The following is a 13,865-nucleotide window of genomic DNA, read 5'->3' on the forward strand; positions in this document are numbered from 1 at the left end:
ATGTCAGAGAAAACACTATTCATCGAACTTTTTCAGCCTTTTGCCCAGTATCGTAACCCTTTTACCTTTTACTATGCCCAGACTTACCCACTCCCACCGAAATCGACCATAATTGGTATGCTCCAGAATGCTCTTAACGACTGGTACGGAAATGAGAGAGGTTTAGATACATGGTGGAACTTAAAAGTCAGTATTCACGGAGGGTTTGAAAGTGTATTCTGGAACTATCAGCAATTAATCAAGGGCACAAAGGATGGTATAAGCCTTGTTAGATTCAAAGGACGGCCGATTCTCTGGAATCAAGACCGTCCACTATATTACTATCCAATAAAGTCTCAGCGTACTCCAGTCTATCAGCAGGAGCTCTTTAACGGCTGGCTCTATATTTTCCTCAGGGGATCAGTCAATTTGCTCGAAGAAATAAGGGAGGCTCTACTAGTTCCTGATAAAGTCCTCTCCCTTGGCAGGAGCGAAGATGTGATATTCGTGAGAAGGGCAGAATTTGTCGAGCCAGCCAAGCGATACAAAGCTAAGGAAATCATCTTTACTTATCCAACATACATCAGGCTTCCAAATGAGTTACTCAAGGTCAAGAGATTCCCAGCTTACTCAATTCCCGTTAGGGTGCTCTTCAGAAACGATGGCAGACCCATAATGCACAAAGCTGAAATCTCTTCAAGCACTGAAAGGGATGTCTATTTTGAGAGCGTTCTTTATGCAGGAGCTGACTATATAGTAACGTTGGCTGAGAAGGTTTGGGTTGAGAGATTTGAAGTTGATGGCTTAAGGCCATTCAAAATTCTCCTTAACTATGGGTGGTTGTGATGAGTCAGAGGACTCTCGATACCTACCTTTCAAGCAGAACGGATTCACCTTTCTTAGAATTAATAAGAGCTAAAAGTAGTGACGCTCCCGCTTATCTACTTAGAGACCACGTGATTGAGGCTCTTAAGAGATGTGCCACTCTTTATAAGTTTGTATCAGATATGAATAGCCTCTCCTATAAACCCCTAAAAGATGAAGATGGCAGAAGGGAATTCTTTAAGGCTCTAGCAAAAGCCGTGATACTCCATGACCTCGGCAAGATAAGTTATGACTTCCAGAAGAAGCTCTACGGTCACGAGGACTGGGAAGAACTGGGAGAATTCATGAAGGACACAAGAGGGATAAAGGTAAGGCATGAGATACTCTCGATCATTTGGACAGTTGGACTGCTCGGCAATTCTGAGTGGGATGCCAAGATACGGACGGCTATTCTCCTACACCACTACAATGAGTTCTTCTCGGAGGAGAAAAGCCTAGCCGATGTTGTGCTCTCCTACAAGACCGACGTGATGAAATATCTGAGATTTCTTGTGAATAAGCGGGAAGAGCTTGAAGTCTTTATCAGAGCTCTTTACACAGAACTGGGGAAGCAATTTGATGAGGACTTCATACAAAAGGCTCTAGAAGAGCTGAATGATGAAATGGACTTCTCAAGATTCTCGAAGCTACTTGATGCGATAGAGAACTGGGGAGACGACATCTCTGAATACGCTTTTATGCACGAGCCCGAACGCATGGAAGTAGACTTCCTTATTTTCCTCGGCATGCTAAGGAGATGTGATTACGCTTCAAGTGGCGATGTTAACATTGAAACTGCTGAGAATCTCGGAAAGATCTTCAGCGGAATCGAAGAGAGAATTAAGCAAGTGGTGAGAGAGAAGGCAAGTGTTGACAGACTCTGGCAGGAGGAAGTTTTAGCAAAGTACAATTATGACTATCTAATAGTTGTTGCACCAACAGGCTCCGGAAAGACAGAGCTGGCTGTGTTGTGGGCCAAGAACAGAGGAAAGCTCATCTATACTTTACCTCTACGCGTAGCCCTAAACGATCTTTATCTTCGCCTCTCTAGGGAGTACTTCGAGAAAGAGCACGTGAATTTGCTACACTCAACAGCCTTCATAGAGTACGTTAAGGGAACAGGGGACGATATAGATGTTGAGAAGAAAGTTACCTCTGCAAGACTTTTGGCGGCCCCAGTAATTCTCTCCACTCCTGATCAAGTGTTCCTAACGTCTCTCAATTACTACGGTTCCGACAAGGTTATATCGGTATATCCAGAGTCCGCTGTTGTTGTTGACGAGATTCAGGCTTACACACCCGAAATGGCGGCAGTTTTCATAAGGACGCTGAGGCTCCTTAAGGAAGCAGGGGCTAAGGTTCTCATAACAACTGCAACCCTGCCGCCATATTACCGGGAGTTCTTCGAGGAGCTCAGCTTTAGAACGGTTGATGTGCTCGAAAGTGGCGTTGATGTAAAGAATCTTCATAGGAAGAGGCACGTGATAAAGATTATCGATAAAGGCCTGTTTGAATACAATAAAGAGCTGGAGTTCACAGGAAAGGAGACAGTTCTTAGTGTTCTGGAGGAGTTCGAAAAGAACGGCTTTGGGAGTGTCATGATAGTTTTCAACAACGTTAAGAAAGCTATGAGAGCATTTGAGGAGCTAAAGGGAGACCTTGAAAATAGGGGCTACAGAGTATTCCTGCTCCATTCAAGGCTCATCGAGCTTGTAAAGGATAATAGAATCAGAGAAATCAAGGAGCTTATGAAGAATGGCAAGCGTGTTGTCTTAATCTGCACACAACTGGTTGAGGCCTCCGTTGACCTTGATTTCGACGCCATGATAACTGAGATTTCTCCTATAGACAGCCAGGTGCAGAGATGGGGACGAGTCTATAAACAGCCCGAGTTTCTTGCCCCTGAAAGAGGGGCTGGGCATTTGATAGGTCAATCCGCCTATGCACGGCTCTCAAGAATTAACCTTTTCTAGGAAGTTTTTAATTGCAAGATTTAATAGCTTCCAAAGTCATCTATTCCAAAACCAAGACCTTCTTTGTAGTTAACAAATGTTCACAATGATAACAGGTGAAAAAATCTTTAAATGAGAAAGAAGATAGGGAAGAACATGCCAGCAGTGAGAGTTCAGAAGCATGAAGCAGAGAAAGTTAAGAATATCTTGAAAAAACTTGGTCTATATGATGGGAAAAGAAGACCCAAGCGCGAAGAGACTTTTGTTCTTTTACCGGTTGTTAGCTCACCAAAACTCAAAGAACTTGGATTTGAAGTTGTGGATGTAGAACTGCCGTTTAGACCTGAGAGGCAGATATATAAAAATCTTGAGAGTGTTCTGGCTGAAAAATTTACAAAAGAAGATCTTGCATATTTAAGAAGATATGACATAATAGGAGACATAGCTGTTATTCAAATACCAAAGGAGCTTGAGCACAGACAAAAGGATATTATTGAGGCTCTTCTGATCGTTCACCCATTCATAAAGGTGATTGCTAAAAAAGGATTTCATGAGGGAAAGTTCAGAGTAAGGGAATATGAGATAATTTGGGGTGAGAAAAGGCTGACCACAGTTCATAAAGAGAATGGTGTTAAAATCAAAGTTGACTTGGGCAAAGTTTTCTTCAATCCACGAATGAAAGGCGAGCGATACAGATTAGCCCAGCTTGTTCAAGATGGGGAGAGAATTCTTTTGATGTTTGCTGGAGTCTTGCCCTATGCACTGGTTATTGCCCGCTTTAAGAACGTTGAAATTACTGCAATAGAGCTCAACAAAGATGCAGTAAGACTTGGATTGGAAAATATTCAGCTCAATAAGGATAAACTCAAGGGGAAAATTGAGGTAATTTATGGAGATGTTTTTAAAGTTGTTCCTAAGCTTGGGACTTTTGACAGGGTGATAAGCCCAACTCCAAAAGGAGTTGATGCTCTAAATTTAGCCTTGAGCAAGGCTGAGAAGTGGGTCCACTACTACGACTTTGTTCATGAAGATAAGTTTGATGAGTTTAAGAGACGGATTGAGGAAGAATGCCAAAAGCTCGGAAAACAGTGTGAAGTGAGGATAAAGAAAATAGCGGACTATAAACCGCATGTTTACAAGGTTTGTGCCGATATTAAGCTTTTTTAAAGCTCAGTAAGATGCCATACATGGCGAGGAAAAACAGCAGTGCATGGGCTGCAAAAGGTGTATATGGGATTCTTCCCTTTAACAACTCCTGAATGACAAGATAAAAGAACATACCCCCAATTAGCCCTGCAGTGCCGAGGATTACAAAAACAACAAACTTGCTATCATAGGCCGGTATAGAAAACAGCGTTAAAGCTCCTAAAAAGACCATCATCTGTCCCCAAGTGCCTCCAGCCTCATCAAAATCCTCTGGATTTTCTCTTGTATTAGTATAAGCACTATAAATGGTTACGGCTCCTAAAAGAATTTCGATGATTCCACAGATAAGGGAAATCTTTTGGAGCTTATTCATGAATTTCACCGTGAAGTAGAAATAAAAGAGGGCTCATTTCTTTAGAAAGTCAAACAGTGTCGCCTGCTTACCTTTCTTTTTAGCTTTGTCAATCTTTTCAACCTTTTCGTATTTTTCTTCTTTCTCCCATTCTGCCTCTTCTATTTCTTTCTCGATTTCTTCGCTTTCTTTCTCTTCCTCAGAAACTTCTTCCTTTGTAGTATCTACTTCTGCAGTTTTTTCCTCGGGTTCTTCTTCAATTTCTTCTTCGAGTTCTCTAGGTCCCGCTTTCTCCATTTTGGCCTTTATTTCAATCCCCGCTTTTTTGAGCTTTTTGTGAATTGAAAGAGTCTTACCTTTAATTTTTGCCGCTTTCTCTTTATCTCCAGCTAAGAACTCTATCTCTTTGTCACCTAAATCTAGGAAAACCGCTATATGCGCAGCAACGTCTAAGTTGTTTTCAAAGATTGTTTTGAATATCTGCATCGTTTCGATAGCTTCAAGCTTGCTCATATGCATTTGCTTCATGATTTTCTTAACTATTGAATCTCTAATTCCTCTCTCTTCTTTTGTATCCTTAAGCATTCTGAGGGTCTTTGGTGGATAGAATTTTGTGAATCCTTTCTTTTTTATTCCTGCTACTGCAACTCCTGCTGTCATCATATCTATGGCGTACTTCCAAAGCCCATAGTTCCCTGTTCTCTTGGCCCTTCCTAAGTAGATATCTGCTCTGCTTATGGCGTTGTAGGCCTCAGCAATGTCTTCGGGTTTGTAATAGATATATGGAATGTTCTCATCAACCCAAAGAAGCAACTCATCAGGTGTCATATCTAGGTTCCACATTGCCATCTTAGCTCTCTTTGCATTATCACTTCCAAAAATCAGCCCAAGGGCTTGAAATACAGTCTTTTCGACATCTCTGTAAGCAAGCACATCTCTTGCATCCTCTATTCCACCGGCAACTACGCTCTGCAAATCATTTATTGCAGCTCTTAAATCACCGCTTGCTCTTTTTGCTATCTCAGCAACTATTTCCTTCGGCACAAAGATGCCCTCTGCCTTAATAATTTTAAATAGGGCTTGCATGATATCTCTTTGGGTTAGTCGTTTGTATTCAACGACCTCAGCTTTATTCCTTATTTCCGCTGGCACTTCCCAGTACTTATTTGCTGCCATAATAATTGGATTCCTTGCTTTGTCTATGAGCTTTGCAATCTCATGGGCACCGCTTGGCTCTATGTTGTCGGCCTCATCAAGGAATATTAGCTTTCTTCTCTTTCCAAAGATATCCATTGTATATGCAGCATCAAGATAGCGTCTGATTTTCTCGAAAGTTCTTTCATCGCTTGCGTTAAGCTCAATAACCTCAAATTTGTACTCATTGGCTAGAGCATAAACCGTAGTTGTCTTTCCACTCCCTGGTGGACCAGCCAATAGCAAAGCTTTTTTCTTTGGTGTTCCGTGAAACCACTGCTTAATCCATGCCTCAACCTTTTCAATGGCCTGCTTTTGATTAACTATTTCTCTTAGCCTTTTTGGACGGTACTTTTCAACCCATGGGATGTCCATTGTGCTCACCTAATCATTTACCCAGCAGAGTGAACTGGGCAAGCAGAGCCTCAAGCTGAATCATTTCATTTGCTCCTTCAACCAGTCTAAAGTTATATTCTCCAATCTTATCTGCCAAAGCAACTTTCTTGGGCTCGCTTATTGGCAGGTTAAACACTTCTTTATGCATTTGAATGAGAACATCCTCTCCACTCAAACCTTGCTTGAGGAGAATTTCCCTTAGCTTTTCTCTAGCCTTGAGGAAATTGCCTTCCAATGCCATGAGCATCATTTCCCTAACATCCTCGGGTCTTGCTCTACTAGCAACCATGAAGACGTTCTCGTCTGTAATCTTTGTATCGAGTGCTGCAGCAGCCTGCAGAACGTTAATTGCCCTTCTTAGATCACCCTCGGCTACATAGAGAATTGCCTGTAATCCTTCCTCTGTTAATTCTAACCCTTCATTTTCTGCTATGAACTTAATCCTCTTTGCAATGTCGTCATCTTTAAGAGGTCTGAATCTAAAGATTGCACATCTCGATTGAATTGGCTCAATAATCTTTGATGAGTAATTACAGCTTAGAATGAACCTAACGTTATTTGAGAACATCTCCATCATTCTTCTTAATGCTTGCTGAGCATCTTGCGTTAAAGCATCAGCCTCGTCAAGGAAGATTATCTTAAAGCTTGCTCCCCCAATTGGTTTTGTCCTCGCGAATTCTTTGACTTTTTCTCTAATTACGTTAATTCCTCTTTCATCAGAAGCGTTTAGTTCGAGAAAGTTGTGCCTCCAGTGTTCTCCAAATAGTTCTCTTGTTAAACACAAAGCTGCTGTCGTCTTTCCGACACCAGGAGGGCCAGCAAATAAAAGATGGGGCATCGAACCTGTCTTAACATAATGCTTGAGTCTCTTAACTATGTGATCTTGTCCTACAATTTCATCCAGTCTCTGGGGTCTATATTTTTCAACCCATGGCTTTTCCAGAATTTTGACTTCTTTTACTTCTTTAACCTCTTCGCTCATAGCTATCACCTATCATCGTGAGCTAAAGGTTTATTATGCCTTGAGATATTAAAAACTTTGGGGAGAAAATGGACGTCCTAAAGCATGCTTCAATACCATTGCTTGCATTTTTGGCTCTAAGTAAAAATCCAAGTTTAATTTCAATTATTATCCTCGTATTTGGCTCGATATTTCCGGATTTTGATGTTTTCTTTAAGGAGCATAGGAGTTATTTCCATTCTCTTCTACTCTTGGCTCCTCTTTTTACTGTTTCGCTTTATGTTCAGAACATTTATCTCCGGCTGTTTGTCTTTGGAATTGGAATACATCTTTTCTTGGATTTCTTTTCTGGTGTTATCCCGTTTTTGTATCCGCTCAGAAAGAAGGGTTTTGGCCTAAAAGTATTGGGAGTTGTGGCTTTTGAGAGTTTACCAAGAATAAGTGTTAAGTATGAGATTCTTGTTGGATATCCTAGCAAGTCTAGAGGAAGTTATGTCGGATTTTCAAACGATAGTTTGGCAATAACTCTAATTGCACTTATTGTTCTACTTATACGGCTGAATATTTTGTCAATATGACAGTGCAAAACTTTTATACCCATGAAACTCTAATTCTATTTGGTGGTTTCTATGGGAAAGCTTGACTGGATTACTGAGGAATTAAACGAACTTAAAGAAAAAGGTCTTTACGTCAAAATTAGAGTTCTTCAAAGCGCCCAAGGGCCATGGGTTGTCGTTGATGGGAAGAAAGTTTTGAACATGTGTTCAAACAACTATCTTGGCTTGGCTGCACATCCAAAGATTAAGGAGGCAGCAATAAGAGCTATTCTCGACTATGGTGTTGGTGCTGGAGCAGTAAGAACCATTGCCGGAACCATGGAACTCCATGTTGAACTTGAGGAGAAGCTTGCAAAGTTCAAGAAGAGAGAAGCTGCAATCCTCTTCCAAAGCGGCTACAATGCTAACTTGGGTGCAATAAGTGCTCTCATCACAAAGAAGGATAATGGTGTCTTTATCAGTGAGGAACTCAACCATGCGAGCATAATTGATGGCATGCGCTTGAGCGGTGCACCAAAGGTTATCTATAAACACCTTGATATGGAGGACTTAAAGAAGAAACTTGAGGAGACAAAGAACTACAAGAAGAAGCTCATTGTTACCGACGGTGTCTTCTCAATGGATGGTGACCTTGCACCATTACCAGAGATTGTTGAGTTAGCCGAGCAGTATGATGCAATGGTTTACGTTGACGATGCTCACGGTGAAGGTGTCCTTGGAGATCATGGTAGAGGTATTGTTGATCACTACAAGCTTCACGACAGGGTTGACTTTGAAATGGGTACGCTGAGTAAAGCATTTGGTGTCATCGGTGGTTACGTTGCCGGTCCGGAGGAAGCTATAGAGTATTTAAGACAGAGAGGAAGACCATTCTTGTTCTCATCAGCACTTAACCCACCAGACGTTGCTGCTGCAATAGCTGCCGTTGAGATCCTTCAGCACAGTGATGAGCTCGTCAAGAAGCTCTGGGACAACACTCACTTCCTCCAGAAAGGTCTGAGAGACCTCGGCTATGACCTCGGAAACACTAAGCATCCAATTACTCCAGTTATGCTATATGATGAGAAACTAGCTCAGGAGTTCTCAAGGAGGTTATATGAGGAGTATAACATCTTTGCACAAGCAATCGTTTATCCAACAGTCCCATTAGGAACCGCTCGTATTAGACTTGAGCCATCAGCAGCTCACAGCAAGGAAGACTTGCAATATGTTATTGATGCCTTTGAAGATCTTGGAAAGAAAACTGGTTTCTTAAAGTAGCGTTTCTTATTTCCTCTATTTTTCTGCACTTTTCTGCACAGTAATCATCAGTTCTTTTCACGAAAACTATATATTCCCCTGAATGGTTTTATAAACTAGAGGTGAGAAAAATGAGAATAATCGCAATATCCCTTGTACTTGTTGTCGGCATTATAGCTAATATAATAGTTGCACTTAGCTTCAAGTATCGATCAGTTTTTATCCAGCATCATCCTAGGCTGAAGAAATTTTATGATTATATTCTCCTAGGTATTGTATTTTCTGTTGTGGCAAAGTTAGTATTCATACCTCTCGATTTAGATGATATGGGTTTAATCTCAATCCCTACCTCCCAGGGAGTTATACTAAACATGGCTGGAAATTTCCTCTTTATGGTTGGGGGTGTACTGTTCATTCTTGGATGGATGCATATTTTGAAAACATTGACCTCTAAATATGACCTCATTCCTATAGTTGAATTTGAAGGTAGTGATGACAATTATGAAGAAATACCCGCTGGAATTTATCTTTGTAAAGTTGATAAGTGCTACCATGCTTTTCTCAAGTTGTTGAAAGGAAGGGCTGGAGTCATAATTTCAAGAATTCCACCAGATACATTGTGCAAAAAATTCAAACTTGAAAAGACACCGATTTTGTGGCTCACAAAAGTTGAGGGTGATAAGAATATCCACCCCCACCGTCTTGAATTTTTAATGCATACATTGGTTGACTTCATGAGGCGATGCAAAAATCCAAAAGTTGTTATGCTCGATGGCATTGAGTATTTGATTTTAGAAAATGGGTTCACACCTGTTTTCAAGTTTTTAACTGCCCTAAAGGACTATGCAGTTATGAACAATACTATTATTGTAGTCCCAATTAAAGAAGAAATATTCGACACAAGAGAGCTGAGCATCCTCAAAAGAGAATTTGGAGAGCTCAAACTTTAACTTAAAACTTCACCCTCTCAATCTGGTAATATACAATGTCATTATCTTCATCAACAATCGCCATGATCATTTTCTTCCTCACTCCGTGTGCGACCCTTATTCTTGCCGTTAAATCATTTGGAAACATTTTTTGGCTCTCACTTACAACCCAAATGAGCCAATCTGAATGTTCCTCCATCCCTTTGCGATAAACTCTAAAGTGGGAGCCGTATTTGAGGGCAGTTTTTACAACGTATCCCCTATCTCTTAAATCTTTATACACTAAAAACTTCAGATCAAACTGCTCGTCTTTCTTCTTTCCTAAATCAAAAAGCTCTCCCAGGCTCAGCTCCCTATTCCCATCAAAGACTTTAATTTTCCCTTTATCCACCAAGTATGCGGCTTCAATCAGAGATAAGAAAAGCTTTCCGTTGATGACTTCTCCAAAATACCGCTTGTTGTAAAACTGATTTATTGCCTTCTCTCTTTCACTGAAAACCCTTTCTCCGCTTAGATAAAAAGCAATTGGTTCCTTCAATTCCCTCCCCTCCATTCATTCGCTGGCAAGACCATGTAATATGCATCTTCTCCATCTGAATAGTAGCCGATGATCCTCTTCACCTTTCTAAATCCAAGGGTTTCATAAAGCTTTATCGCCTTTTCATTGCTAACCCTAACCTCCAATCCTATGTATCTAGCTCCTTTTTCTATGAGTTTATTAATTACCGAAGTCATCAAGGCTTTACCTATGCCATTCCCCCTATAAAGAGGATCAACGGCTATGCTCATAACGTGTCCTTCTAAATCAGGCTTCAGATACGCCATAACATAACCCACAACTTTCCCGTTATACTCAGCAACCAAAAAAGTATCTGGATTGTTCTCTAGAAACATTATAAAAAGTCCTCTTGGATACTGTTCTCTGAATGACCGATGCTCTATCCTAACTATCTCTGGCAAATCAAAAAGCTTTGCAGGCCTAATGACAACCAAACTTAAAGGGATCCTTTTCATCTGTGGCAAGTCTCTTGAAGAGGCACTCATGTTTTAATTTACTCCCCAGGAACTTTTAACATTTTGGGAGCAAGATTTAAAAGATTCCATGGAGAGCTATGCTTAGTGATGAGTGCCCTTGATCCTGATGAAAAGATGATGAGCGGATTCCTGGCTGATTTCTCCTTTTGTTTATTGAACAAAGATTTATATTCACATCCAAGAGTAATTATGAAAAGGTGGTAACATGAAAATAACAGAAGAAGTCGTTGGTATAGTCAAAGGTGAGGCAACTGTCACAAACTACACATTCTCTGCTCAGCCTGATGCCGAATTACGATTTGGAGAATTTGTTGTTGCCCAAAATAGAGAGGGTGAGTGGGTCATTGGCAATATTAGAAAGCTTGAAAATATAAACTGGCTTCTCAGTGGAGGAAAAAGCACCTATCATGCCCTTCAACTGGATTTAGAACAATATGGAGACAGTATTGAAGCTAATGAAGAACTTATAGCAACTGTAAGAATTCTTGGTAAAATCAAAATTAACGGGGAAAAAGTTGAAGTTTTGCCAAATAGAGTTCCTATTCCCAATGGTAGGAAGGTGTATCGTCTAAGCGATGAAGTTCTCAAGGCAATATATAATCCCGGAGTTGGATATATAGAGATTGGAAATCTTCTTTTGAGAGAAAGTGTTCCAATTTATCTAAATGCTGATGAACTCGTTTCAAGGCATTTTGCAGTTTTAGCTGTTACAGGCGCTGGTAAATCAAATACTGTGGCTGTGATGATTAGTCAAATTGTTGAAAAGCTTAGGGGCACAGTTGTTGTTCTCGATCCTCATGGAGATTACATTAAGCTAAAGCTTCCAAATACTGGAAAAGAGTATGTCAAGATAATTGAAGCTAAAATAAGACCAGAGGAGATGGACAGTGAGGAATTGGCTGATTTGATTGAGGTTGCCAAAAATGCAACAATTCAGAGAGAATTCTTGGCCAAAGCTTGGGAAACCGTTAAGCATGAGTATCCGAACCTAGGTGGCAGAGAGATTATCGAAAAGCTCATGGAAACAATAAGTGATTGGATAAGGCATAAGGAGGCGAGATACTGGGACGGGGCAAAGCAGAGCTATCTAACTGAGGAGCTCAAGTCAGAGAGAGTTGATACTTTGAGGGGAGTTGTTCTGAGAATCAGAAGATTCCTAAGAAACTATGGAGCATTATTGACGAGTGAGGATTTAATTTCCCAGATTGAGCCAGGTAAAGCTAATGTCATTGATTTAGGTCCTTTAGATGAAGGGCAAATGAAAGTTGTCGTTGGTAAGCTTTTGCATGCTATATTTGAGGCGAGAGTGGATTATGAAAAAGCAAGGAAGAAGCTTGAACGCATAAAAGAAGAATTGAGAGAAAGTAAGGTTGCCAGAACTTCAAAGCTTGAGGAAGAAATGAGAGAGCTTGAGAAAACTATGAGGGATATTGAAGCTAAAAGCAAAGCTCTCGCTGAACCAATCCTTCTGATTGTGGAAGAAGCTCACATCTTCGCTCCACAAGGAGAGCACAATGACGCTGTGAGAATTTTAAGCAGAATTGCGAGAGAAGGTAGAAAATTTGGAGTTGGTTTGGGAATAGTATCTCAAAGACCAAATAAGCTGAATGAAGATGTCTTGAGCCAAACAAACACGAAGATAATTTTAAGGATTGTGAACCCAAAAGACCAAGATTATGTTCTTAAAGCGAGTGAGCAACTGAGTTCAGATTTGCTCTCAGATATTGCCTCTCTCGGTAAAGGTGAGGCTGTAATAGTTGGTCAAGCAATTACTCTACCTGCTTTGGTCAAAATACACAACTTCAAATCTAAAGGCGGAGATTACGGTGGTGAAGATATAGGAGTTGTCTCAAGATGGCTCAAGAGGGCTGAGGAAGAAGAAAAGGAGAGGGAAATTCAGCAGATTTATGAGGATGAGGGGATAGAGTATGACCTTTAAATTTGCTCACATTGCTGACGTCCATCTTGGATTTGAGCAGTACCGCTTGCCCTATAGAGCTGAAGAGTTCAGAGAAGCTTTTGAAACTGCGATAAAAAAAGCAGTTGAGGAGAAAGTTGATTTTATCTTGATAGCTGGAGATTTGTTCCACAGGAGTAATCCAAGCCCTCAGACTATTAAAGATGCTATTGATATTTTGTCGATTCCGAAAGAAGCCAACATTCCGGTTTTTGCCGTTGAAGGAAATCATGACAGAACTCAGAAAAGAATCTCCGCCTATCATCTCCTTGAGTCTTTGGGGTTGATTTATCTCCTTGGATTCAGCGAGGAGAAAAAGGAGAATAAATATCAAACTACGGAAAAAGTCAATGGAAAATTAATTGTCAAGGGAGTTTTTGAGAAAGGGAATAAGAGCATTGAGATTTACGGAATGAAGTTCATGAGTGCCGCATGGTTTGAGAGAAATAAGCTCGGCGATTATTTCAAACCGAGTGGAGATGCCATATTGATGCTCCATCAAGGAATAAAGGAGATGATGGACAAGCTTTATCTTGAAACCCAGAGAGATTACTTTGAGATAAGCCTTGAAGACTTGCCAGATGGATTTCTCTATTACGCAATGGGTCATATACACAAGAGGTGGCAGACGAGCAAGGCTCTTGGGATCGTAGCTTATCCCGGTTCACTGCAAAGGTGGGACTTTGGGGATTATGAGGTAAGATATAGATGGGATGGAAATAAGTTCTTGCCTCAAGCTGGAGAAGATAAGGGTTTTTTGATAGTTGAAGACTTTAAGCCCCAGTTCATTAAATTAGATGTCAGACCTTTCTATGATATCAGGATAAAGGCAAATGAAAGTGTTGCAAGAAGGGAACTAAAAAGGTTAGTGGCAAAGATACCGAGTGAGGCATTCTTAAGAGTTCATATTGAATGGGAAAAGCCTTTTGACGTTTCTTTCCTTCATGATGTTTTCAATGTTAAATATCTTTACATAAGGACAAAGTTCGGTAAAGTTTCTCTCTTGAAGGCAAAAGGGACAACTGCAAGCGAGTTTTTTACACCTATGGAACTTAAGGTAATTGAGAGAGTTGGAGAGAAGGACTTTGAGGAGTTTGATGAGATAATAAAGCTCATTTTAGAAGGCATGAATGATTCTATTAATGCTGTTGAGAAAGTCGTTGAGAAGGAAAAGACAGAAGAAAAGCTCCAAAAGACAGAGCTACAAGTGGAAAGAGAGGTAAAGGTTCAAAAAACTGAGAAAAAAGTGAAAAAAGTTCCTCCAAAGAAGAAATCTGACATTTTGGCTTGGTTGAAGGGGTGAG

13 protein-coding genes are annotated in these 13,865 nt (G+C 40.5%); 8 read left to right on the forward strand and 5 right to left on the reverse strand.

The features are described from left to right. The 3 genes from cas5b to taw22 all read left to right on the forward strand — a co-directional run bounded on the left by cas5b (position 1) and on the right by taw22 (position 3,962). Entirely contained in the window at positions 1-825 is an 825-nt protein-coding gene (gene cas5b, locus TES1_RS02890; protein WP_042680035.1) for a type I-B CRISPR-associated protein Cas5b, read from the forward strand. After that, a complete protein-coding gene (locus TES1_RS02895; protein WP_042680037.1) occupies positions 825-2,816 on the forward strand; it encodes a CRISPR-associated helicase/endonuclease Cas3 in 1,992 nt (663 codons plus the stop codon). The genes cas5b and TES1_RS02895 overlap by 1 nt, the downstream gene beginning before the upstream one ends. 135 nt (positions 2,817-2,951) lie before the next feature. Then, positions 2,952-3,962, forward strand: coding sequence for a tRNA (guanine(37)-N1)/4-demethylwyosine(37)-methyltransferase Taw22 (taw22, locus tag TES1_RS02900; protein ID WP_042682675.1), 1,011 nt, complete (start codon positions 2,952-2,954; stop codon positions 3,960-3,962). Here the strand turns inward: taw22 and TES1_RS02905 are convergent. Genes TES1_RS02905 through TES1_RS02915 form a run of 3 tightly spaced genes read right to left on the reverse strand, consistent with a single transcriptional unit; the run spans position 3,949 to position 6,865 of the window. Continuing rightward, on the reverse strand, positions 3,949-4,314 hold the full coding sequence (locus tag TES1_RS02905; protein ID WP_042680039.1) for a hypothetical protein: 366 nt from the start codon (positions 4,312-4,314) through the stop codon (positions 3,949-3,951). The genes taw22 and TES1_RS02905 overlap by 14 nt on opposite strands. Positions 4,315-4,347: 33 nt before the next feature. Further along, positions 4,348-5,862 carry a replication factor C large subunit gene (locus tag TES1_RS02910; protein ID WP_042680042.1) on the reverse strand — a complete coding sequence of 505 codons (1,515 nt, stop codon included), beginning with the start codon at positions 5,860-5,862 and terminating at the stop codon, positions 4,348-4,350. A gap of 13 nt (positions 5,863-5,875) precedes the next feature. Beyond that, positions 5,876-6,865: a replication factor C small subunit gene (locus TES1_RS02915; RefSeq protein ID WP_042680044.1), complete on the reverse strand. Its 990-nt coding sequence runs from the start codon at positions 6,863-6,865 to the stop codon at positions 5,876-5,878. Between the two features lie 68 nt (positions 6,866-6,933). On the opposite strand from TES1_RS02915, the gene TES1_RS02920 reads away from it, so the two are divergent. The 3 genes from TES1_RS02920 (at position 6,934) to TES1_RS10715 (ending at position 9,590) form a co-directional block, all read left to right on the forward strand. Then, entirely contained in the window at positions 6,934-7,422 is a 489-nt protein-coding gene (locus TES1_RS02920; RefSeq protein ID WP_042680046.1) for a metal-dependent hydrolase, read from the forward strand. A 51-nt stretch (positions 7,423-7,473) separates the two neighbouring features. Then, positions 7,474-8,661: a glycine C-acetyltransferase gene (locus tag TES1_RS02925; RefSeq protein WP_042680048.1), complete on the forward strand. Its 1,188-nt coding sequence runs from the start codon at positions 7,474-7,476 to the stop codon at positions 8,659-8,661. A gap of 110 nt (positions 8,662-8,771) precedes the next feature. Beyond that, positions 8,772-9,590 (forward strand): DUF835 domain-containing protein, encoded by an 819-nt coding sequence (locus TES1_RS10715; RefSeq protein ID WP_051408164.1) that lies wholly within the window; start codon positions 8,772-8,774, stop codon positions 9,588-9,590. A gap of 1 nt (position 9,591) precedes the next feature. Here TES1_RS10715 and endA read toward each other — a convergent pair whose 3' ends face one another. Continuing rightward, the gene (gene endA, locus TES1_RS02935; RefSeq protein WP_042680050.1) at positions 9,592-10,107 is read right to left on the reverse strand and encodes a tRNA-intron lyase; all 516 of its coding nucleotides are present in this window, start codon (positions 10,105-10,107) and stop codon (positions 9,592-9,594) included. Beyond that, positions 10,104-10,613 carry a ribosomal protein S18-alanine N-acetyltransferase gene (gene rimI, locus TES1_RS02940; RefSeq protein ID WP_042680052.1) on the reverse strand — a complete coding sequence of 170 codons (510 nt, stop codon included), beginning with the start codon at positions 10,611-10,613 and terminating at the stop codon, positions 10,104-10,106. Before rimI ends, endA begins: the two co-directional genes overlap by 4 nt. A gap of 196 nt (positions 10,614-10,809) precedes the next feature. Here rimI and herA point away from each other — a divergent pair, with 196 nt between their 5' ends. Both herA and mre11 read left to right on the forward strand, forming a co-directional pair. Continuing rightward, positions 10,810-12,543 carry a DNA double-strand break repair helicase HerA gene (gene herA, locus TES1_RS02945; protein WP_042680055.1) on the forward strand — a complete coding sequence of 578 codons (1,734 nt, stop codon included), beginning with the start codon at positions 10,810-10,812 and terminating at the stop codon, positions 12,541-12,543. Beyond that, complete coding sequence (gene mre11, locus TES1_RS02950; RefSeq protein WP_042680057.1) at positions 12,533-13,864, forward strand: DNA double-strand break repair protein Mre11; 1,332 nt, start codon at positions 12,533-12,535, stop codon at positions 13,862-13,864. The genes herA and mre11 overlap by 11 nt, the downstream gene beginning before the upstream one ends. Position 13,865: the final 1 nt, after the last annotated feature.

The sequence above is a fragment of the Thermococcus paralvinellae genome (assembly GCF_000517445.1).
GTDB classification, from domain to species: Archaea; Methanobacteriota_B; Thermococci; order Thermococcales; family Thermococcaceae; genus Thermococcus_B; species Thermococcus_B paralvinellae.